Origin of the sequence: Bradyrhizobium sp. JYMT SZCCT0180, assembly GCF_018130165.1 — a bacterium.
Classification (GTDB): Bacteria; Pseudomonadota; Alphaproteobacteria; order Rhizobiales; family Xanthobacteraceae; genus Bradyrhizobium.
Genome location: NZ_JAFCLZ010000002.1, coordinates 46,207 through 65,669 on the forward strand (window position 1 = coordinate 46,207; position 19,463 = coordinate 65,669).

Sequence of the window (19,463 nt, forward strand, 5' to 3'; positions counted from 1 at the left end):
TTCTAACCAAGGGAGAGTTCGATGATCGACCATATCGGTTTTCCGGTTTCGGATTATGAACGCGCCAAGGCGTTCTATGTGAAGGCGCTGGCGCCGCTCGACTATGCGCTGGTCATGGAAGTGACGCAGGATCAGACCGGCCATGATCCCGCCGCCGGCTTTGGCGCTGGCGGCAAGCCGGATTTCTGGATCGGCGGCGAAGGCGGCTTGAACAAGCCGCTGCATGTCGCGATCCTTGCCAAGGACCGCGCCACCGTGGATGCGTTCTACAACGCCGCCATGGCTGCCGGCGGGCGCGACAACGGCCCGCCTGGAATTCGCGCGCATTATCACCCGAACTATTACGGCGCCTTCGTGCTCGACCCCGACGGCCACAACATCGAGGCGGTCTGCCACACGCCGGGGTGACTGACGCACCGGGATGAGGCGGTTCCCTTCCGATTACGTCGGGAACATCACAGCATCAGTTCCGTTATCGCCAAGGCAGTAATGGAGCGAAATATGGCCAATGATAATGCGCGCGATGTCGATCGCGCCTGGGAGCTGATGCGGAAGATCAGCTTTGCGATGCTGGTCACCCGCGACGGTGACAAACTCCGCGCGCGGCCGATGAGCGCGTATCTGGATCGCGACAACAATGCGGTTTATTTCCTGACCGACGCGCGGCGCCACAAGGACGAAGAGATCGCCAAAAATCCCGGCATCAACCTGTCGTTCGCGGACGCCAGCGATCAGAAGTATGTCTCGGTGACGGGCACGGCTGTCGTCTCGAACGACCGCGCCAAGATCAAGCAGTTGTTCTCGACGGAGGCGAAAGCCTGGTGGGATTCGGCTGAGGACCCCAACATCCGCGTGTTGAAGATTACGCCCGACGATGCCGAGTTCTGGGATTCACCGGGCACCGTCATCAGCTACGTGAAGATGGCCGCCGCCGCGGTGACCGGGACGCGGCCCGAGATCGGCGACAATCGCAAGGTCGCGATGTAGATGCCGATCGAACCTCCCGAAATCCCGCCGCCGACGCCGGGAAAACCAACCGAGCCACCGCGCGAAGATCCTCCGGGCAACCCCCGTCCGGAGGTGCCGCCACCGATGCGCGAGCCGGGCGCTCCGCCGCCGCCGCAGGAACTGCCGGGCAAGACGCCGGATGAACTGCCGGTGCGCGGGCCGAACGGGCCCTCGACGCCCAATCCGGCCACAGATCGGCCACAGGGAGCAATTTGACTTCGATTTGAAAGCGTCGCCTGAATACGCAATGAACAATTGCGCATGCAACCTGTTGCGCCCTCGAAATAAAAGGCATTCGCGCTTTCCAGCCCGCCACAATCCGGCCTAACGATTAGCCGTTGATCGACCCGCCAAACGATTCCTCTGCTGCCAGAACCTTTCCAGGGACCAAGAACATCATGACAAACCTTCGCATCGTGCTGCTTGCCACGACCGCTCTGACGGTGACGCAGATCGCGACATCCGCATCGCACGCGCAAACCGCGCCACTGGTCGTCGCACAGGCCAGGGAAGAGCTTGGTCCCGACGGAAAGCCCAAGGCGCCGCCAAAGGGCGCGCCGCCGCCGGCCGCGAAGCCACCGACACCGCCCGCGCCGCCACCGGCTGCGGCTCCGCCTCCGCGCCCGACACCTCCGCCGCCTGCTGCGGCTCCTCCGCCGCGTCCCGCACCGCCGCCGGCACCGCCCGCTGCCGCGCCGCCGCCGCGGCCGACACCTCCTCCCGCGCCGCCACCGGCCGCTGCGCCGAAGCCACCTGCTCCGCCGGCACCGCCCGCCGCTGCGCCGCCTCCACGTCCGACACCAACGCCGCCGCCGGCTGCGGCTCCGCCCGCGCGTACCACACCAACGCCGCCGCCTGCTGCAACTCCGCCCGCGCGTACGCCGCCTCCGCCGGCGGCAACCACGACGCCTGCGCCGACCGCATCGCCGCCCGCTGCAGGCAGCACAACGACGACACCTCCGGGCGCGCCACCGCGCCCCGGCACGGGCGCGCCTCCGGCTGGCACCAAGCGTGTGCCGGGAGCGCCGAGCGCAGCCCCCACGGCAACGCCGACCGCTACACCATCGCCGACCACGCCTCCGGCCGCTGCAACGCCTTCGACGCCTCCTGCCGGCGCAGCACCGACAGCGCCCTCGCGTCCTGGCGCAACAGCGCCGCCCGCCGCGGGTGGCGCGACGACGACACCTCCGGGTGGCCAGCCGTCACGCCCCGGTCAGCCAGCCGGCGCACCGCCGGCTGCCGGAACGACACCGCCTGCTGGCGCACCGCCCGCTGCCGGAACGACGCCGCCTGCGGGCGCACCTCCGTCAGCCGGAGCGCCGGCCGCTGGCGCGCCGACGTCTCCGACGCCCGGTCAGCAGGGTCGCCCGGCCATTCCGCCTGCGCCTCCCGCCGGCGTCGCGGCACCGAGTGTCGTTCCCGGCTCGGCAGCCGCAACAGCACCGCCCGGCAGATCGCAAAACGCTCCGCCGACGGTTGCACCGGCGTTCCGGGCTGCACCCACGATCACAACGCAACTGCCGCCGCCGCCACCGCCGCGGCGTGAAAACATGACGCCGCTCGCGATCGGTGCGGGGGTCGTCGCCGGCGCCGTGGTCGGCGCGACCATCGCCAACATGCACAGCCAGCGGCGAGAAACCGTCGAAGGCGGTCGCACCATCTACACCGAGCCGGACCGGATCATCATCCGCGACCCGAGCGGGCAGCAGTACGTTCGCGGCAACGATTTCAATCGCTTCCGTTATGGTGCGCGCGACATCCAGACCGAGACCGTCGGCGGCGAAACCCGCACCGTCGTGATCCGGCCGGACGGCAGCCGGATCATCACCGTGGTCGGCGCTGACGGGCGGCTGCTGCGCCGCATCCGCCGCGACGACCGTGGCCGCGAGATCATCATCATCGACAACAGCTACCGCGATCCGCAAGCCGTCGGCGGCTTCTATGTCGACCTTCCGCCGCCGGTGGTCAGCATGCCCTACGATCGCTACATCGTCAGCGCCGACGAAGCGTCCCCGGAAGTGATCTACGAGACGCTGAGGGCGCCGCCGGTGCAACGGATCAACCGGCGCTACTCGCTCGACGAAATCCGCTACAGCCCCAATGTGCGGATGCAGATGCCGAGCATCGACGTCAACTCGATCAACTTCGCGACCGGTTCGTGGGAGATCCCGCCGGACCAGGCCACGAAGCTGCAGGTGATCGCCGACGGCCTCAACCAGGCGATCCAGGCCAACCCGCGCGCCGTGTTCCTGATCGAAGGGCACACCGACAAGGTGGGCTCCGACGTCGACAATCTCTCGCTGTCGGACCGCCGCGCCGAATCCGCCGCAACGCTGCTGACGCAGCAGTTCAACGTGCCGGCGGAGAACCTGACCTCGCAGGGTTATGGCGAGCAGTATCCGAAGGACCCGGTGGACGGACCGAGCGAGATCAATCGGCGCGTTACCATCCGCAACATCACGCCGCTGCTCAACGGCGGGCAGGCTTCACTGCCGCCGCCCCCGCCCGGCACCGCGCCGCCGCGGCGCTGAGGCTGATCGCTTTGAAATGAAAATGGCCGGGAGCAATCCCGGCCATTTTTGTTTGGTGCGCTTTCATCCCACCCGTCGTCCCTGCGTTCGCAGGGACGACGATGAGAGTTCTACTACGGTTTAGCCGCGGCGAGCCCCAGCGCGTCGACCATCACGCGGAAGACTTCCGTATTGTCCATCGAACCCTTGACCCGGTCGCTGCCGGGCCCGGTCGCGGTCAGGATGACGTCTTCGCCGGAATGCACGCTGGCGTTCATCATCGCCGGCAGATTGCCGGGCCGCAGCACGGCGCCGGGAACGCCCTTGTACTTTTCGTTGGCCTTGAAGGTTCCGTCATCGTCTCCCTTCATGGTCGGGTCGTTCGGGCCGTCGAGTTTGGGGCGGAAGGTCTCGTAATGGTCGGGCAGGCTGGCCGAGAAGATGGCGAGCCGCCGGCTGACGTCGACGCGCGAGGGATAGCCGTCGGCATCGGGCGCCGGGTAATTCGGGAAGCCGGCCTTTTCGTAGACGCCGACGCGCTCGCGCATCGGCGCTTCCGACGTCGTGCCCATGTCGTGATTGATGGTGCCGACCAGTGCGTTGGGGTGGTTATGGTCCGGCGTCACCAGGATCAGGGTGTCGTCGCCGCGCTTGCTCGCCCAGTCGCGGGCGAGGCGCACCGCATTGTCGAGCATGATGGTGTCGTAGACGGCGCGGTCGAAGTCGAGCGCATGCGCGTACTTGTCGATCAATCCGGATTCCACCATCAGGAAGAAGCCGGCCTCGTTCTTCGACAGCACGTTCAGCGCAGCCTGGAGCTGCTCGGTCAGGTCGGGCTGCTCAGGAAATTTCTTGACGCCGCCGCCCTTGAGGAATTTGCGATCGAGCGCCCCGTCCATGTTTCCCGTAGCGAACAGCCCGAGCAACTGGCGCGTCTCGGGTTTGGCCGCCAGCGCATTGAGTTCGCCTGCAGTCGTCGCCAGGGCATAGCCGGCCTCGCGGAACCGGGCGATATAATCGACCTCGTCCTTGCGCTTGGATCCGGCCGCCGACTTCGGCAGGAAGTTTGCGCTGCCGCCGCCCAGCAACACGTCGGGCCTCGCCGCGAAAAGCTGCTCGGTAATCTCGTCATAGGCAGCCCGGCGGCGCGTATGCGCCACCATCGCCGCCGGCGTGGCGTCCTGGATTTCGGTGGAGGTCACGAGACCGATGCTCATCTTGAGCCGGCGCCTGGCAAGGCTCGTGACGGTTTCGACCTTGGGATCGTCGAACGCGTCTCTGGTGCGGTCGGCATAGACGCCCATCGCGTTGACCGCGCTCTTGTGGCCGGTGGAATAGGCGCTGGCCGAGTTTGCCGAATCGGTGATGATCGAATCCGAGCCGGCGGTCGCCACCAGCGCCGTATGCGGCATGTCGTCCATCGCAAGCTTGCCGAGGCTCTTGCCCTCCGCAATGCCCTTGGAAAGCAGCCGCGCCCCGACGCGATGGGCGGGCGACATCCCGTCGCCGATGAACAGGATCACGTTCTTCGCCTTGCGCGGCCCGGTGTCGTAGACCGTCCACGTCACCTTGCGGCTCTTCGTGCCGTCACTGACCTCGACAAAGACCGGCCCGGGCTTTGCCAGCTCGACATCGCGGAGCATCAGCGCGGATTGATCCCTGTCGTCCTCACGCTCGATAAACGTTGCGGCCCGGCCGAACACGGCGGCATGGTCCTCGCCGTTGACCGTTACCTTCAGTTTCGACTGGTCGACCCGATCAGGAAATTCGACCTTGAAGTCGAACCGCGCGCCGGAGAGGATTTCGGCGCGGTCGATCGGATAGACTGTTTGGGCAACGACCGGCGATGCCGAGAGCACGGCGGCGAGGGTGATGACGGTGACTGGCTTGATCAAGATCTCGGCTCCGCGCGTGCTTGCCGGCGGGACAGCGACAGCCATTGCTCAGCAAGAAGTGAAGGTGACCCGTTCTATCCACCCCGGATGACAGCTATGTAACGGCGGCCCGCAGAGTTGCAGAGGTGCCAAATACAGTCTGGCCTCGCGGATTCAGCTCTTGTCGTTGCCGAGCTTGAAGATCTCGGAGCCATCGCCGCTCGAAAGCAGGCCGGTGTCCGAATAGAGCTTCAGCTTGGCGCGGGTATCCGTGATGTCGAGATTGCGCATGGTCAGCTGGCCGATACGGTCCGCCGGCGTGAACGCCGCATCTTCCACCTTCTCCATGCTCAGCCGCTCCGGCTGATAGGTCAGGTTCGGGCTTTCGGTGTTGAGCAGCGAGTAATCGTTGCCACGGCGCAGCTCGAGCGTGACCTCGCCGGTAACGGCGCGCGCCACCCAGCGCTGGGCGGTCTCGCGCAGCATCAGGGCCTGGGAATCGAACCACCGCCCCTGGTAGAGCAACCGGCCGAGGCGCATGCCGCTGATCCGGTATTGCTCGATGGTGTCTTCGTTGTGGATGCCGGTGACCAGGCGCTCATAGGCGATGTGCAGCAGCGCCATGCCGGGCGCCTCATAGATGCCGCGGCTCTTGGCCTCGATGATCCGGTTCTCGATCTGGTCGCTCATGCCAAGGCCGTGCCGGCCGCCGATGGCGTTGGCCTCGAGGAACAGCGCCAGCGGATCGGCGAAGGTCTGGCCGTTCAGCGCGACGGGCTGGCCTTCCGCAAAACGCACGACGACCTTTTCGGCCTTGACGGCACAGTCGTCGCGCCAGAACGGCACGCCCATGATCGGATTGACGATCTTGATGCCGGTGCCGAGGCTCTCGAGATCCTTGGCCTCGTGGGTGGCACCCAGAATGTTGCTGTCGGTCGAGTAAGCCTTTTCGGCGCTCATCTTGTAGGCAAAGCCGTTGGCGGTCATGAACGCTGACATTTCCGCGCGGCCGCCGAGTTCGTCGATGAACTGCTGGTCGAGCCAGGGCTTGTAAATCCGCAAGCTCGGATTGGTCAAAAGGCCGTAGCGATAGAACCGCTCGATATCATTGCCCTTGTAGGTGGAGCCATCGCCCCAGATGTTGACGCCGTCCTCCTTCATCGCCGCGACCAGCATCGTGCCGGTCACCGCGCGACCAAGCGGCGTGGTGTTGAAATAGGTGTTGCCGCCGGTCGAGACGTGGAAGGCGCCGGACTGGATGGCGGCGATGCCTTCGTGCACCAGTTGCGTGCGGCAATCCACCAGGCGGGCTTTTTCGGCGCCGAATTCGAGCGCCTTGCGCGGAATCTCCTCGTAGTCGGCCTCGTCAGGCTGGGCGAGGTTGGCGGTATAGGCAAAGACGCGTGCGCCCTTTTGCTTCATCCACACCAGCGCCGCCGAGGTGTCGAGGCCGCCTGAAAAAGCGATGCCGACTTTTTCCCCTTTGGGCAGGCTCTTCAGGATCGTGCTCATCGTGCTTCCAATCGGTCGAAATGGCTGAGGTCGGGTGCGGCTTTGGGTGCGCGAATATCAAACTTTGCGCTTGTCGGCACGTGTTTAATAGCACCGGGCGGCTGCCGGCCGGGATGGCTCAGCCCGGCTGGCGCGAGCCCTTGGCCAGACGGTTCCAGGGCCGGGCCAGGCGAGTCAGCGCGGCCTCGACGGCCGCATCCGAGGCCCGGGTCGACGGCCAGCGGTATAGCCAGCCATGGGCCAGCCAGATCACCAGAAAGCTCACCAGGCCGGCGGCCGCCACATCGGTGAAAAAATGCCCGCCAAACGCCATCCGCAGCACAGAGGTCGTGATACCGAACAGGGTCGCCGCCACATAGGCCAGGGGTCGCCATGCCGGCGGCGTCAGCGCCGCGGGCGCGTAAGCCCAGAACGCGGTGGCGCCCTCGCCGGAGAAGAACGAGCAGTTGCGTCCGCACGTGCCGCGCGGATCCCAATACGGCACGAACTCCTGCGGCCCATTGAATTGCGTGACCACCACCGGCCGCGGCCGGCCCCAATAGGTCTTGAAGGTGAGGTTGGTGAGAACGACCGCAGACAGCAAAATCGTGCTCAGCAGGAATACGGCGGTACGCGCGCGAATGAACATCGGCAAATCCGGCCGCACCATCTTCACCACGATGGCCGCGAGCGACGGCAATGCGAGCGCCCACGCGATCCACATCGCGGCGTCGCGGGCGATGCCCGCGATCCAGCTCTGCTTCAACGGAAACGAATGGGTCGCGGGATCGTAGAACAGCGCCGCCAGTTTGAGATCGAGTTCGGGAAAAATCCCGAACAGCAGTCCGATGACGAGCGCCAGCCCCAGCGCGATGAAAAGTCCGGTCCGGTTCATGGCGCGGTGTTTAGCCGAGGGGATGGGTCTTGAAAAGGCTCACGGATGCGGCCGTGAATGCGCCGGCAGCGGCGGTGGCGGCCGCAAGGGTTTCGGCGGTTCGCGCCATGCGCCGGCGGTGCGCCCGGCGATCATCCAGTAGACCAGGCCCGCGACGATGCCCGCCCCGGTCATGATTTCGAGATGGCGGCGGACGATGCCGTCAAAGCGCATCGTTTCGGGATCGAACGGGACCAGACCGAGATAGCAGGCGCAGCCGACGAGCGCGCCGCCGATCGCGTAGGTCAGCACGCCCCGGACATGAAACGCTTCCGTGATCAGAACCACGATCAGCGCCGGCAACAGCGCAAAACCCGAGATGAAGATGAAGCCGAATCCGAGCACCACATTGATCGCGCCCTGATCGATCGGCCCTGCGCCGAGATCGCTGAATTCGGGATACAGCACCGCACCGACCACGATCATCCCCGCCGCCAGGCAGGCGAACAGGAATCCGAACAGGATGACGAAGAAGCGGCCGATCAGCGCCATTGGATTAGTCCACCGTCATTGCGTCGCTGCTCGGTCACGAACCTCTCCACCGTCATGCCCGGGCTTGTCCCGGCCATCCACGTCTTGCTTCGCTGAGACCACGTTAAGACGTGGATGGCCGGGACAAGCCCGGCCATGACGAATAGTTACGTTGATCAACTCAATCCGTCATCGCCATCGCGCGCAGCGCCTGACGCTCGCGCGCGGACAGTTTTTCGGTTTCCGATTTCAACTGGCCGCAGGCGGCGAGGATGTCGCGGCCGCGCGGCGTGCGCACCGGCGAGGAATAGCCGGCGTTGAAAATATACTCGGAGAATTTTTCGATCTGGTCCCAGTCCGAGCATTCGTATTTGGTGCCCGGCCACGGGTTGAACGGAATGAGATTGATCTTGGCCGGAATCCCCTTGAGCATTTTCACCAGGAGCTTGGCGTCGTCCATGGAATCGTTGACGCCCTTGAGCATCACATATTCGAAGGTGATGCGGCGCGCGTTGGACGAGCCCGGATAATCGCGGCAGGCCTGCAGCAATTCGGCGATCGGGTATTTGCGGTTGAGCGGCACCAGCTCGTTGCGCAATTCGTCGCGCACCGCGTGCAGCGAGATCGCCAGCATGACGCCCATTTCGTCGCCGGCACGGACGATGTTCGGCACTACGCCCGAGGTCGACAGCGTGATGCGGCGGCGGGAAATGCCGATGCCTTCATTGTCGGCCACGATCAGCAGCGCATCGCGCACCGCGTCGAAATTGTACAAGGGCTCGCCCATCCCCATCATCACCACATTGGTGACGAGGCGGCTGCCGGTCGGGGTCTCGCGATCGGCCCAGTCGTTGAGGCGGTCGCGCGCCACCATGATCTGGCCGACGATTTCGCCGGCGGTGAGATTGCGCACCAGCCGCTGCGTGCCGGTGTGGCAGAACGAACAGGTCAGCGTGCAGCCGACCTGCGAAGAAACGCACAGCGTGCCGCGATCGGTTTCGGGGATATAGACGCACTCGACTTCATGCGCCTTCTCGAGGGCATTGCCGCTCGGCAGCCGCAGCAGCCATTTGCGGGTGCCGTCGTTGGAGACCTGCTCGGCGACCACTTCGGGACGATCGACGGTAAAATGCTGCACCAGTTGGGCGCGCATTTCCTTGGAGATGCTGGTCATCGCGTCGAAATCTTTGGCGCCGCGGACATACATCCAGTGCCAGAGCTGCTGGGTGCGCATCTTGCGCTGCGCGGGCAGCACGCCGATCTCGCCGAGCCGGTCGGCGATCTCAGCGCGAGAGAGGCCGATCAGCGATGGTTTGGCCGGCGGCACATAGGTTTCGAGCGGAATCTTTTCGAGGGGAGCCTGAGCCGAGGAACTGCTCTCGATTGAAGCGACGGTCATCGTGTTTCTGTTCTTGGGATACGTAGGGTGGGCAAAGCGAAGCGTGCCCACCGCAAGCGTTAATGGTAGGCACGGCGCGATGCGCCTTTGCCCACCCTACAAGGTAGCACTCAAATAGGCCTTCCGGGGCCCACAAACAACGCCATTCTCGGCCTAAAATTGCTTAACGCCGGCAATCCTGCGCCAATTTGTCGAGCGCCTGCGACAGCCCCTTCAGCGAGAAGGTGTCGGTGGTCTCGGTGCCCTTGGCCGAGACACCCTTGACGGTGACGTCGGCGGCCTTGCGCATGGCATCGACCATCCGCTCTTCCTCGGCGGCGTTCTTGATCCAGAGCCCGTCGCCCTGCGTGTACATCGCATACGACGCGCCGCCGACTTCGAGCGAGGATTCCGAGCCCGGCTTTAGCGCGTAGCCGATCATGACCGAGACTTCGTTGATGACTTTTTCCGCCGGGCGCGTCGAGACGAAGGCATAGGCCGGATCGCGCGGACGGTTGGGCGGATTGGTCTTCGACGAGGATGGCTTGGCGAGCGCAAAGCACACCTTCTTGCCGTTCGGCGTCGCCGTGTAGGCGCCCCAGGTTCCGAACTGGCCGATCAGGGTCGGCTCCGCGCCACCGGCCGCGGCGGTTGCCGCCGACTTCGAAGCCGCCGCAGGCTTCTCCGTTGCCGCAGGCTTCTCCGTTGCCGCAGGCTTGGCCGCGTCTTTGGCGCCCTTCGGCGCAGCACTCTGCGCCTGCGCAAGGCTGGAAGCCCCGCACAGCAACGCACTCAGAACAAGGGATGTCAGTATCTGCCGCACGGACAACTGGTTCCCTCATCATTGTGACTGGAAGATGGCCCGGCGACGGGTCAGGCCGTCAACCATGGATAACCGGGAAATGCCTTTTTGGGAAGGCACTTACGAGCTATCCAGCCGCTGTATCCACGGTCATGTTGGAGGTATCGCGCGCCTCTTGCGGAGTTAGCCTTTGGTACGGCCTTCGCGCTGCTTCTGCCACTGCGCATCGGTCCATTGCAGCAGGTCCTCGGCGCCGGAACTGCGCAAATGCGAGCCGCCATCCTGCACCACCATCTCGCCATTGATGTACCCGGCCTGGTCGGAGATCAGGAAGCTCGCCAGGTTGGCGAGTTCGCTGTGCTCGCCGGCGCGGCCGAGCGGATTGCGGTGCGCCCAACCCTCGTCGCGGCTCTCCGGGCGAAGCTGGCTAGAGGCGCCCGGCGTCGGAAACGCACCGGGCGCGATCGCGACCGTGCGAACGCCCTTCGGCCCCCACTCCACCGCCAGACTCTTCGTCATCGCCAGGATGGCTGACTTCGCCATCGCCGACGGCACCGTGAAGGCGCGGCCGGTGATGGTCGAGGTCGAGAGGATGCTCAGCACCACGCCTTTATGACGGCCCTCGATCCAGCGCTTGCCGGCCGCGAGCGTGCAATACATCGTGCCGTGCAGCGTCGGCCCCAGGATCGCATCCGCCGCGCGGAACGACAGATGTTCGGTCTGCGCAAGGAAAGTCGCGGCAGCGTTGTTGACCAGCACGTCGATCGGCGCCTCGCGCCAGACCTGATCCATCATCGCATCGACCGCGGCGCCGTCGCGGATATCACAGCGCGCCACGGAAACCTTGCCACTGAGCTCATTGCGCATCTGCGTTGCCGTGGCCTCCAGCAATTCGAGCCGGCGGCCACAGATGATGAGTTCCGCTCCGAGCTCGATAAAGCGCCGCCCCATCGCGGCGCCAAGCCCGGAGCCGCCACCGGTGACCAGAATGCGCTTTCCCGCCAGCAGGCCTTTTTCAAACATTGTTTTACTCCCCTATTGTCCCCGTCATTGCCTGCGACAAACGCTACGCGTTTGCGCAAGGGAGCGTAAGCGACGACTTGTCCGCCGTAGCTCCTGAGCGAAGGCGGAAGCAATCCATTCTTTCTTTTCGCGGCGCGATGGATTGCTTCGCTTCGCTCGCAATGACGGGCGGATAGCTATGCGCGTCCTAAGCACCGAATCGGATTGTAGCCCGGCGTCAAATCCGGCAAGAAGCATTCAGCCTTTCCTTGTGCGTCCGAAAATCAGGTGTGTCCATGAAAGCCATTCTCTGCTCGCAATATTGCCAGCCCGACGATCTCGTGCTGGCCGATGTGCCCGATCCCGTCGCCGGACCGGGCGAGGCTGTGATCGCGATCAAATCCGCGGCGCTGAATTTCTTCGACATCCTGATGATCCAGGGCAAGTACCAGATCAAGCCGCCGTTCCCGTTCTCGCCGGCCGCCGAAGTCGCGGGCGTGATCGAGAGCGTCGGCAGTGGCGTCACCGATCTGAAGGTCGGCGACCGCGTGGCAGCCTCCTGCGGCCATAATGGCGCGCGCGAAAAGATCGCGCTGCCGGCCAACTCGATCGTAAAGATTCCCGACAATCTGGACTTCGATCGCGCCGCCGGAATCTTCATCATCTACGGCACCGCGCTGCATGCGCTGGAAGATCGCGCCAGCCTCAAGCCCGGCGAAACCATGGCCGTGCTCGGCGCCGCCGGCGGCACTGGCCTCGCCGCCTGCGAGCTCGGCAAGCTGATGGGCCTGAAGGTGATCGCGTGCGCCTCGTCGGATGAAAAACTCGAATTTGCGAAAGCGCACGGCGCCGAGCTTGGCCTGAACTACAGCAAGGAAGATCTCAAGGAGGGCTTGCGGCGCCTTACCGGCGGCAAGGGCGTCGATATCATCTTCGATCCGGTCGGCGGCACCTACGCCGAGGCCTCGCTGCGCTCGATCGCCTGGGAAGGCCGCTTCCTGGTGATCGGATTCGCCGCCGGCGACATTCCGAAAATGCCGCTCAACCTGGCGCTGCTCAAGGGCTGCGATATCCGCGGCGTGTTCTGGGGCGCCTGGGCCCGGCTCAACCCAGAGAAGAACCGCGCCAACCTGGAGAAGCTCGTGAAGTGGACCGCGGAAGGCAAGATCTCCTCGCATGTCGACCGCACTTTCCCGCTGGCGCAAACCGCCGAAGCGCTGAAAGTGCTCGCCGGCCGCAAGGCGATGGGCAAGGTGATTCTGCATCCGTGATGCTGCGCGACAGCGGTCGCGCTTCATTCAACGTCTCTTCTTTATTGACGATCATCGTCCGCGAAAACATCGAACGGGCCGCGCACAACGCGGCCCGTTTTGATAATTGCGCCTGCGCCTTGCTCGGCGCGCGATGCTGAAAACGCCTCCATCCCAGGCGATTGTACGTTAACGATATACAATCTTAAATCTCTGAATTGCGTCTACTCGCCGCAATCAGAACAAAATGTCTCCCGATTCGAGCGGTCCGGCGTCCTTTTTTCAACCCATTCGGCATGCGAATTGCCCGCTTAGTAAACGGGTTCCCGGACACCGATAACAACAAGAAGCAGATGCCGGCCACCCGTAGTTGCGTTTTGGTAACGGGGAAGCATCGCCATGGCGGAGAGTACAAGGCACGTTCAGTCAGGAGATCCGTTCGCAAGACTAAGCGAGCCGATCGATGATTCAGGATTGTATCAGACACATCAATTTCTGCGGTCGGAAGCACGCAAGCCCGACCCGTTGGTCCGACAAGATCATCTGGCCGACGATCCGGTGCCGCTTTTTCTCGCGGGCCAGCACGATGCGCGCCACCGGCAGGATGAGCGCTACCAGCCGGAAGAGCGCTATCAGGATCTGCCCTTCTATCAAGAACCGCCCGAGTACTCCTTCGCTGGCGGCAAGAAACGAAGAGCGCGCGCATCGCGTATCGTGACCGGTGGGCTTGCGTTGTCCATCGTGGCCGCCGGTCTCGCGCTGCTTTCCTTCGATTCGACACGCGCGGTCATCGTCAACGCCAAGGCGTCGTTGGCCAGCGCAGCGCCGGCCCCGTCAGGCGCCGCACAACAGGACGCCGAGCCACCGGCACCACGCGTCGCGGCCCAGCCCGCGAGTCCCGAAGCACCGCCGGCAACGCCGGAAGCGGCAACCGCCCAGCGTGTCCAGCCCGTTGCGCTGGCGTCCACTTCACCGTCGCGCGACGAAATCACCGCGGCCTACCAGAGCGCCATCAAGACCAAGGTTGTGGCGATCGAGCCGACGGCCCCCGAACCCGCCCCAGCGGCACGGCGCATCGATCCGGATGAACTGGCTGTTCTGTTGAAGCGGGCGAAGGGCCTGCTCGCGATCGGCGACATCACCTCCGCCCGGTTGCTGCTCGAGCGTGCGGCAGACGCGCAGGAGGCCGACGCCGCGCTGATGCTGGCGGGGACCTACGATCCGCAGGTGCTGGGCAAGCAGGACATGCGCAGCATCACGCCCGATCCGGCGATGGCGCGGCTTTGGTACCAGAAAGCCGCCCAGCTCGGCTCGTCCGACGCCAAGCGGCGTCTCAGCCAGATTCAAAACTAGGAATCTTCACAACCGGTCATCACCGGCACACATCACTACGACCGCGCATCACGCGACATCACGCAGGGGAACAACAAATGCGACGTCTGTTTGGAATGGCAGTATTTGCCATCATGATGGCTTGCGGCCTGACGGCCCAAGCCCAAACCCAGCAAACCGAATACGACCCGGCCAAGGTCAGCGAGAGCCTGAAGGCTATTTTCCAGTTCGGTTCTGTTGCCACCAAGCAGAGCCTGAACTCGAACACGGTGACGCTGATGTCGGGGACGATCGGCGGCACCTATGTGCAGTTCGGCGCCGACCTCGCTTCCGTGCTCGACGATGGCAACAAGTTGCGCGTACTGCCCATCGTCGGGCGCGGTTCCGTGCAGAGCGTGGCGGACATCCTGTTCCTGCAGGGTGTCGATCTCGGCATCGTCCGCTCTGACACGCTCGATTATCTCGAACGCAAGGGATTTGCGAAGGATATCAAGAAGCAGTTCACTTACGTGACCAAGCTCTACAATGAAGAGATGCACGTGATCGCGTCGAAATCGGTCCGCAGCTTAAGGGACCTCGAAGGCAAGACCGTCAGCGTCGACCTTCCCAATGGCGGCACGTTCGTCACTGCGCTGACCGTGTTCGAACGGCTCGGGATGAAGCCGAAGGTGGTCTATGTCGAGCAACGCATCGCGCTGGAGAAATTGAAGGCCGGCGAAATCGACGCCGTGATCGTGTGCGGCGGCAAACCGTACAAGTCGGTCAGCACGTTCAAGGACGACCGCTTCCATCTGGTGCCGGTGAACTACGAGAAGCCGCTGCAGAAGGACTATCTGCCCGCCAGCCTGTCGTCGAAGGACTATCCCAACCTGATTTCGGGCGACGATCGCGTCGACACCATCGCGGTGCCGGCGGTGCTCGCGGCCTATAATTGGGCACCGAACACCGAGCGCTATCGCAAGCTGTCGCAGTTCGTGGATGCGTTCTTCACCAAGTTTCCGACGTTCCAGAACCCGCCCTTCCATCCGAAGTGGAGGGAAGTCTCGCTGTCGGCGCCACTGCCCGATTGGCAGCGGCTGCCGGTCGCCGAGCAGTGGCTGAAGACCCACAACGTCGAAGCGGTCGCGCGTACCCGGTTCGATGAATTCCTGAAGCAGAGCCCGACGACCGCGGCGAACATCAAGACCGATGCCGACCGCGAGACGCTGTTCAAGCAATTCCAGGCCTGGGAAAACGAACGTAACGCGCGCGCGCAAGTTCGCTCCGGATCGCAGAAGTAGGAAACCTCGGACGTCATCGGGATCGCCGCAGGCGATGCCGGTGACGGACGTCGACGCGGGACTATTCCGCGTCGTCGTCCTTCCCGACGCCTCGCTTGAGCGCAGCCCGCGCGGCGTCGCGGTGCTCCGACGTGATATAGCTGGAAACCATCCGGATGGCGGTGGCCAGGACAGCGGCATCGTCGGTGAAGCCGAGGACCGGCAGCACGTCGGAAACGAAATCGAACGGCAGGACGAAGTAGGCGATGGCGCCGAGCAGCGCCGCCTGCACGTGGCGCGGCGTCTGCTTGTCGAACGCACAATAGTAAGCCGCGAGCAGATCCTCGGCGAAGGGAAGCTTCGCCACCACCCGCTTCAGCTTGCTCCAGAAGCGCCGGCGCACGCTTTCGCGGTCCTGCGCCAGCCGATCGGCCGGTTCAAAACCCACGCTGTGTTCGGACGTTGCCATGACGGCGCTCCCTCAAGACAGGCGCGGCGGATCGCCGCGAATGTCTGTCTAGGAATTGGGGATGTCGGGCCGCCGCCGCAAGATCGCCTTCCCAAGCTTCAGGCGACACCAAGCTGCCTTGCGATCCCGTTCATGGCCTTGGCAAGCTGGATATCCGACCTGGTGACGCCGCCGGCGTCATGGGTCGCCAGCACCACTTCCACCGTCTTGTAGACGTTCTTCCACTCCGGGTGATGGTCGTTCTTCTCCGCCACCAGCGCCACGCGGGACATGAAGCCGAAGGCTTCGTTGAAGTCCTTGAAGATGAACGTCCGGGCAATTGCCTCGCGGCCGGATACCTCGGACCACCCCGATAGTTCCGCAAGCGCCGCCGTTCTCGCTTCCGCCGACAGCCGTTCCGCCATGATCGCCTCCGCGTTTTTGACCAGCCTTACCCTAACACCCGCAGGCGCCCTTGGGATCCCCGCCCAAATTTAGACCGAAAGGCGCGTCCAATGGCCGCCCGGGTGCCGGTAACCATGACGGAGATGTCACCACGGTCCGGCGAGGAATTTGCTAGGATGCCCGGTGTAAGCACGTTGGCAACCGAAGATCGAACCTCAAACGATTGTTCAGGAATTGATGACCGACGGCCCTCATCCCGCCGAAGCAGCACTGCCTCCCCCCTCGCCCCGTTCGGCGCGACGGCGGCTGGCATTCGTGATGCTGGCCGGCGTTTTGGCGATCATCGGCGTGGCGGCGGCCGGCTATCACATTGCGACGCGCCCGGTGACGTTGCGGATCGCGGTCGGCCCGGCCAACAGCGACGACCTCAAGGTGGTTCAGGCGCTGACGCAAGCCCTCAACAACCAGCCGCACGGTCCAATTCGGCTGCGTCCGACACAGACTGACAGCGCGCAGGCGAGCGCCAAGCTGCTCGGCGACGGCAAGGCCGATCTCGCCATCATCCGGGGCGACCTCGACGTGCCGAAGAACGCGCAGGCGGTGGCGACGCTGCGCAAGAACGTCGTGGTGCTCTGGGTGCCACCCGCCAGTAAAGCCAAGGCCAAGGGCAAGAAGGCCGCGCCCGCGATCACCAAGATCACGCAGCTCGCCGGACATCGCGTCGGCGTCGTCGGCCGCACCGAGGCCAATGTCAATTTGCTCAAGGTGATCCTGGAGCAATACGGCCTCGATCCGGCGAAGGTCGAGATCGTCCAGTTTCCGGTCACTGAGGCCGTCGAGGCCATCCGCAACCAGAAGGCGGATGTCTATCTCGCGGCGGGCCCGCTCAACAGCAAGATCACGTCTGATGCGATCGCGGCTTCGATGCGCGACGGCGGCACGCCGACCTTCCTGGCGATCGATTCGGCGGAAGCGATCGCGCAAAACCATCCGGCCTACGAGTCTTCCGAGATTCCCGCCGGGACCTTTGGCGGCGCGCCGGCCAAGCCGGAAGAGGAAGTCAAGACCATCAGCTTCTCGCATCACATCGTGGCGCGGAAGGGCGTATCCGACTCCACCATCGCGATCTTTACCCGGCAGCTGTTTGCGATCAGGCAAACGCTGAAGAACGAATTTCCGCTCGCCGCCAAGATCGAGACGCCGGACACCGACAAGGATGCCAATATCCCGGCGCATCCCGGCGCGGCCGCCTTTGTCGATGGCGAGGAAAAGACCTTCTTCGAGCGCTATAGCGATTTCATCTGGTGGGGCCTGATGGGGCTCTCGGCGATGGGCTCTGCCGGCGCCTGGTTCGCCGGCTACCTGAAGAAGGACGAGCGCATTGCCAGCAATTCGCAGCGCGACCGGCTGCTCGATTTGCTCACCGCGGCACGCAGCTGCGATTCGATCGAAGAGCTCGACCAGATGCAGACGGAGGCCGACGGCATCCTGCGCCATATGCTGGAGTGTTTCGAACACGGCGCCGTCGAGGATGGCGCGTTGACCACCTTCAATATTGCGCTCGAGCAGTTCCACAACGCGATCGCCGACCGCAAGGCGCTCTTGATGAGCATGCCGCAGAACCTGCAACGGGCCAGCGCGCAGTTCCGTGCGGCCGGCGCCTGAGCCGGCATTCTGTAATTCGGCCGTCATGGAATTTTCCTAGGTCTGCCTTGTGCTATCACTCGGCGGACCGGGGACCCCCTCATGGCCACACGAATTTCTCGTCGAAAATTTCTCTCCTCCACCGCCGCAGCGGGCTTGGGCGTCGTCGCGATGCCCTATCTCAGCCGCGCCGGCGACCGGCCGGTCAGCAGCCATGGCGTGCAATCCGGCGACGTCGGCGCCGATGGCGGCGTGGTCTGGGCGCGCGCCGACCGTCCTTCGCAAATGATGGTCGAGGTCGCGACCACGGAGTCGTTTGCCAATGCGCGGGCGCTGCCGCCGATCGCAGCGCTGCCCGAGAGCGATTTCACCGCCAAGATGCTGCTGGAAAACCTGCCCGCGGGACAGGAGATCTTCTACCGCGTGCGTTTTCGCGACCTGTCGCACATCGACATCGCGAGCGAGACCGTTGTCGGCCGCTTCCGCACTGCGCCGGCCGATCGCCGCGATGTCAGTTTCGTCTGGGGCGGCGATGTCGCGGGACAGGGCTGGGGCATCAACCCCGACGACGGCGGCATGTTCACCTTCGCCACCATGCGCAAGCATCGTCCGGATTTCCTGCTGCATTCCGGCGATACCGTCTATGCCGACGGCCCGATCAAATCCGAGGTGAAGCTTCCCGACGGCAAAGTGTGGAAGAACATCACCACCGAAGAAAAGGCCAAGGTGGCCGAGACGCTCGACGAGTTCCGCGCCGCCCATAAATACAATTTCATGGACGAGCATGTCCGCGCCTTCAATGCGGAGGTGCCGATCTTCGTGCAATGGGACGACCATGAGGTCACCAACAACTGGTCGCTGTCGAAGCAGCTTCCCCCGACCTACAAGGTGCGCGACATCAGCCTGCTCGCCGCCCGCGCCGGCCGCGCGTTCCACGAAATGTATCCGATGCGGGAAAGCATTGTGGAGCCGGGCCGGCTCTATCGCACGCTCCATTACGGCCCGCATCTCGACGTATTCATGCTGGACGAGCGCAGCTATCGCGGCCCCAATGGCGCCAACCTGCAAGACAGCTACCGCCCCGAAAGCTATTTCCTCGGACCGGATCAACTCGCCTGGCTGAAGCGCGGACTGTTGAACTCGCGCGCGACCTGGAAGGTGATCGCCTCCGACATGCCGCTCAGCATCATCGTGTATGACGATGCCACCAACAAAAAGGGCTCCGAGGCGTTCGCGCAAGGGGACGGCCCGCCGCGCGGCCGCGAACTCGAGATTGCCGATATCCTGCGCTTCATCAAGGCATCAGGCGTCGTCAACACGGTGTGGCTGACGGCTGACGTGCACTACGCCGCCGCGCATTACTACAATCCCGACAAGGCCCAGTTCCAGGAGTTCGATCCGTTCTGGGAATTCGTCGCCGGCCCGCTGCATGCCGGCACGTTCGGGCCGAACGAACTCGACAACACGTTTGGGCCCGAGGTGAAGTTCATCAAGGCGCCGGGGCCGGACAAGCAGAACCTGCCGCCGTCGGCCGGCATGCAGTTCTTCGGCCACGTCAAGATCGACGGTGCCACCGGACAGATGATCGTGACCTTGCGCGACCGCGCCGACGTCGCACTCTGGTCGACGACGCTTGATCCGAAGCGTATGTAGCG

At 64.3% G+C, this 19,463-nt stretch carries 21 protein-coding genes; 10 read left to right on the forward strand and 11 right to left on the reverse strand.

Going from position 1 to position 19,463, the window contains the following annotated elements:
* Positions 1–21 precede the first annotated feature (21 nt).
* The 3 genes from JQ641_RS02815 to JQ641_RS02825 all read left to right on the forward strand — a co-directional run bounded on the left by JQ641_RS02815 (position 22) and on the right by JQ641_RS02825 (position 1,224).
* On the forward strand, positions 22–408 hold the full coding sequence (locus tag JQ641_RS02815) for a VOC family protein (protein WP_211994328.1): 387 nt from the start codon (positions 22–24) through the stop codon (positions 406–408).
* Positions 409–501: 93 nt separating this feature from the next.
* Positions 502–987: a pyridoxamine 5'-phosphate oxidase family protein gene (locus JQ641_RS02820; RefSeq protein ID WP_211994329.1), complete on the forward strand. Its 486-nt coding sequence runs from the start codon at positions 502–504 to the stop codon at positions 985–987.
* Positions 988–1,224, forward strand: coding sequence for a hypothetical protein (locus tag JQ641_RS02825; protein WP_211994330.1), 237 nt, complete (start codon positions 988–990; stop codon positions 1,222–1,224).
* A gap of 115 nt (positions 1,225–1,339) precedes the next feature.
* On the opposite strand, the gene JQ641_RS38625 is transcribed toward JQ641_RS02825, so the two are convergent.
* Both JQ641_RS38625 and JQ641_RS38630 read right to left on the reverse strand, forming a co-directional pair.
* Positions 1,340–1,993 (reverse strand): hypothetical protein, encoded by a 654-nt coding sequence (locus JQ641_RS38625; RefSeq protein ID WP_349628484.1) that lies wholly within the window; start codon positions 1,991–1,993, stop codon positions 1,340–1,342.
* A 71-nt stretch (positions 1,994–2,064) separates the two neighbouring features.
* Positions 2,065–2,490 (reverse strand): hypothetical protein, encoded by a 426-nt coding sequence (locus JQ641_RS38630; protein WP_349628485.1) that lies wholly within the window; start codon positions 2,488–2,490, stop codon positions 2,065–2,067.
* A gap of 68 nt (positions 2,491–2,558) precedes the next feature.
* Between JQ641_RS38630 and JQ641_RS38635 the strand changes: the two genes are divergently transcribed.
* Complete coding sequence (locus JQ641_RS38635; RefSeq protein ID WP_349628486.1) at positions 2,559–3,539, forward strand: OmpA family protein; 981 nt, start codon at positions 2,559–2,561, stop codon at positions 3,537–3,539.
* A 113-nt stretch (positions 3,540–3,652) separates the two neighbouring features.
* Here the strand turns inward: JQ641_RS38635 and JQ641_RS02835 are convergent, their stop codons facing one another.
* From JQ641_RS02835 to JQ641_RS02865, 7 genes are all read right to left on the reverse strand, one after another.
* A complete protein-coding gene (locus tag JQ641_RS02835) occupies positions 3,653–5,410 on the reverse strand; it encodes an alkaline phosphatase (protein WP_502754927.1) in 1,758 nt (585 codons plus the stop codon).
* Between the two features lie 156 nt (positions 5,411–5,566).
* Complete coding sequence (gene argG / locus JQ641_RS02840; RefSeq protein WP_211994333.1) at positions 5,567–6,904, reverse strand: argininosuccinate synthase; 1,338 nt, start codon at positions 6,902–6,904, stop codon at positions 5,567–5,569.
* Positions 6,905–7,022: 118 nt separating this feature from the next.
* Positions 7,023–7,778, reverse strand: coding sequence for a phosphatase PAP2 family protein (locus JQ641_RS02845; RefSeq protein ID WP_211994334.1), 756 nt, complete (start codon positions 7,776–7,778; stop codon positions 7,023–7,025).
* A gap of 39 nt (positions 7,779–7,817) precedes the next feature.
* Complete coding sequence (locus JQ641_RS02850; RefSeq protein WP_211994335.1) at positions 7,818–8,309, reverse strand: hypothetical protein; 492 nt, start codon at positions 8,307–8,309, stop codon at positions 7,818–7,820.
* Between the two features lie 160 nt (positions 8,310–8,469).
* The gene (rlmN, locus tag JQ641_RS02855; protein WP_211994336.1) at positions 8,470–9,687 is read right to left on the reverse strand and encodes a dual-specificity RNA methyltransferase RlmN; all 1,218 of its coding nucleotides are present in this window, start codon (positions 9,685–9,687) and stop codon (positions 8,470–8,472) included.
* A gap of 163 nt (positions 9,688–9,850) precedes the next feature.
* Complete coding sequence (locus tag JQ641_RS02860; protein ID WP_349628487.1) at positions 9,851–10,489, reverse strand: invasion associated locus B family protein; 639 nt, start codon at positions 10,487–10,489, stop codon at positions 9,851–9,853.
* A 162-nt stretch (positions 10,490–10,651) separates the two neighbouring features.
* Positions 10,652–11,491: an SDR family oxidoreductase gene (locus tag JQ641_RS02865; protein ID WP_211994338.1), complete on the reverse strand. Its 840-nt coding sequence runs from the start codon at positions 11,489–11,491 to the stop codon at positions 10,652–10,654.
* A gap of 275 nt (positions 11,492–11,766) precedes the next feature.
* On the opposite strand from JQ641_RS02865, the gene JQ641_RS02870 reads away from it, so the two are divergent.
* From JQ641_RS02870 to JQ641_RS02885, 4 genes are all read left to right on the forward strand, one after another.
* Positions 11,767–12,741: an NADPH:quinone oxidoreductase family protein gene (locus JQ641_RS02870; RefSeq protein WP_192739371.1), complete on the forward strand. Its 975-nt coding sequence runs from the start codon at positions 11,767–11,769 to the stop codon at positions 12,739–12,741.
* The gene (locus tag JQ641_RS02875; protein WP_211994339.1) at positions 12,738–12,881 is read left to right on the forward strand and encodes a hypothetical protein; all 144 of its coding nucleotides are present in this window, start codon (positions 12,738–12,740) and stop codon (positions 12,879–12,881) included. The genes JQ641_RS02870 and JQ641_RS02875 overlap by 4 nt, the downstream gene beginning before the upstream one ends.
* A 364-nt stretch (positions 12,882–13,245) precedes the next feature.
* A complete protein-coding gene (locus JQ641_RS02880) occupies positions 13,246–14,073 on the forward strand; it encodes a hypothetical protein (protein WP_211994340.1) in 828 nt (275 codons plus the stop codon).
* Positions 14,074–14,150: 77 nt separating this feature from the next.
* On the forward strand, positions 14,151–15,332 hold the full coding sequence (locus JQ641_RS02885) for a TAXI family TRAP transporter solute-binding subunit (protein WP_211994341.1): 1,182 nt from the start codon (positions 14,151–14,153) through the stop codon (positions 15,330–15,332).
* Positions 15,333–15,393: 61 nt separating this feature from the next.
* Here JQ641_RS02885 and JQ641_RS02890 read toward each other — a convergent pair whose 3' ends face one another.
* Complete coding sequence (locus tag JQ641_RS02890) at positions 15,394–15,780, reverse strand: YkvA family protein (RefSeq protein ID WP_192739374.1); 387 nt, start codon at positions 15,778–15,780, stop codon at positions 15,394–15,396.
* A gap of 98 nt (positions 15,781–15,878) precedes the next feature.
* On the reverse strand, positions 15,879–16,184 hold the full coding sequence (locus JQ641_RS02895; protein WP_211994342.1) for a 4a-hydroxytetrahydrobiopterin dehydratase: 306 nt from the start codon (positions 16,182–16,184) through the stop codon (positions 15,879–15,881).
* A 217-nt stretch (positions 16,185–16,401) separates the two neighbouring features.
* On the opposite strand from JQ641_RS02895, the gene JQ641_RS02900 reads away from it, so the two are divergent.
* Positions 16,402–17,829 carry a TAXI family TRAP transporter solute-binding subunit gene (locus tag JQ641_RS02900; RefSeq protein WP_211994343.1) on the forward strand — a complete coding sequence of 476 codons (1,428 nt, stop codon included), beginning with the start codon at positions 16,402–16,404 and terminating at the stop codon, positions 17,827–17,829.
* A gap of 81 nt (positions 17,830–17,910) precedes the next feature.
* The gene (locus JQ641_RS02905) at positions 17,911–19,461 is read left to right on the forward strand and encodes an alkaline phosphatase D family protein (protein ID WP_211994344.1); all 1,551 of its coding nucleotides are present in this window, start codon (positions 17,911–17,913) and stop codon (positions 19,459–19,461) included.
* Positions 19,462–19,463 lie beyond the last annotated feature (2 nt).

Coding starts and splice junctions, on each gene's coding strand:
- JQ641_RS02870 (WP_192739371.1), top strand. CDS start 11,767: ATGAAAGCCATTCTCTGCTCGCAATATTGCCAGCCCGACGATCTCGTG.
- JQ641_RS02850 (WP_211994335.1), bottom strand. CDS start 8,309: ATGGCGCTGATCGGCCGCTTCTTCGTCATCCTGTTCGGATTCCTGTTC.
- JQ641_RS02815 (WP_211994328.1), top strand. CDS start 22: ATGATCGACCATATCGGTTTTCCGGTTTCGGATTATGAACGCGCCAAG.
- JQ641_RS02885 (WP_211994341.1), top strand. CDS start 14,151: ATGCGACGTCTGTTTGGAATGGCAGTATTTGCCATCATGATGGCTTGC.
- JQ641_RS38635 (WP_349628486.1), top strand. CDS start 2,559: ATGACGCCGCTCGCGATCGGTGCGGGGGTCGTCGCCGGCGCCGTGGTC.
- JQ641_RS02845 (WP_211994334.1), bottom strand. CDS start 7,778: ATGAACCGGACCGGACTTTTCATCGCGCTGGGGCTGGCGCTCGTCATC.
- argG (WP_211994333.1), bottom strand. CDS start 6,904: ATGAGCACGATCCTGAAGAGCCTGCCCAAAGGGGAAAAAGTCGGCATC.
- JQ641_RS02820 (WP_211994329.1), top strand. CDS start 502: ATGGCCAATGATAATGCGCGCGATGTCGATCGCGCCTGGGAGCTGATG.
- JQ641_RS02900 (WP_211994343.1), top strand. CDS start 16,402: ATGACCGACGGCCCTCATCCCGCCGAAGCAGCACTGCCTCCCCCCTCG.
- JQ641_RS02825 (WP_211994330.1), top strand. CDS start 988: ATGCCGATCGAACCTCCCGAAATCCCGCCGCCGACGCCGGGAAAACCA.
- rlmN (WP_211994336.1), bottom strand. CDS start 9,687: ATGACCGTCGCTTCAATCGAGAGCAGTTCCTCGGCTCAGGCTCCCCTC.
- JQ641_RS02905 (WP_211994344.1), top strand. CDS start 17,911: ATGGCCACACGAATTTCTCGTCGAAAATTTCTCTCCTCCACCGCCGCA.
- JQ641_RS02890 (WP_192739374.1), bottom strand. CDS start 15,780: ATGGCAACGTCCGAACACAGCGTGGGTTTTGAACCGGCCGATCGGCTG.
- JQ641_RS02865 (WP_211994338.1), bottom strand. CDS start 11,491: ATGTTTGAAAAAGGCCTGCTGGCGGGAAAGCGCATTCTGGTCACCGGT.
- JQ641_RS02895 (WP_211994342.1), bottom strand. CDS start 16,184: ATGGCGGAACGGCTGTCGGCGGAAGCGAGAACGGCGGCGCTTGCGGAA.